1 protein-coding gene is annotated in these 231 nt (G+C 49.8%); it reads left to right on the top strand.

Annotated elements, in window-relative coordinates:
* Positions 1–231: hypothetical protein (locus tag F0U44_RS24085; RefSeq protein WP_188113642.1), on the top strand; the 231-nt coding region annotated here is incomplete at both ends.

Below are 231 nucleotides of genomic sequence, written 5' to 3' on the forward strand. Positions count from 1 at the left end.
ACAAAATGAAACTTCTCGTTGTATTTGCGATGTGCATGCTCGCCGCCAGCGCGGGCGTCGTTGAACTATCCGCGGACACTTCTAACCAAGACCTCGAGGAGAAACTGTACAACAGCATCCTCACCGGTGACTACGACAGTGCTGTACGTAAGAGCTTGGAATACGAGAGCCAAGGCCAGGGCAGCATCGTTCAAAATGTAGTTAACAATCTGATCATTGACAAGAGACGGA

It is taken from the genome of Nocardioides humilatus, from assembly GCF_008373755.1.
Classification (GTDB): Bacteria; Actinomycetota; Actinomycetes; order Propionibacteriales; family Nocardioidaceae; genus Nocardioides; species Nocardioides humilatus.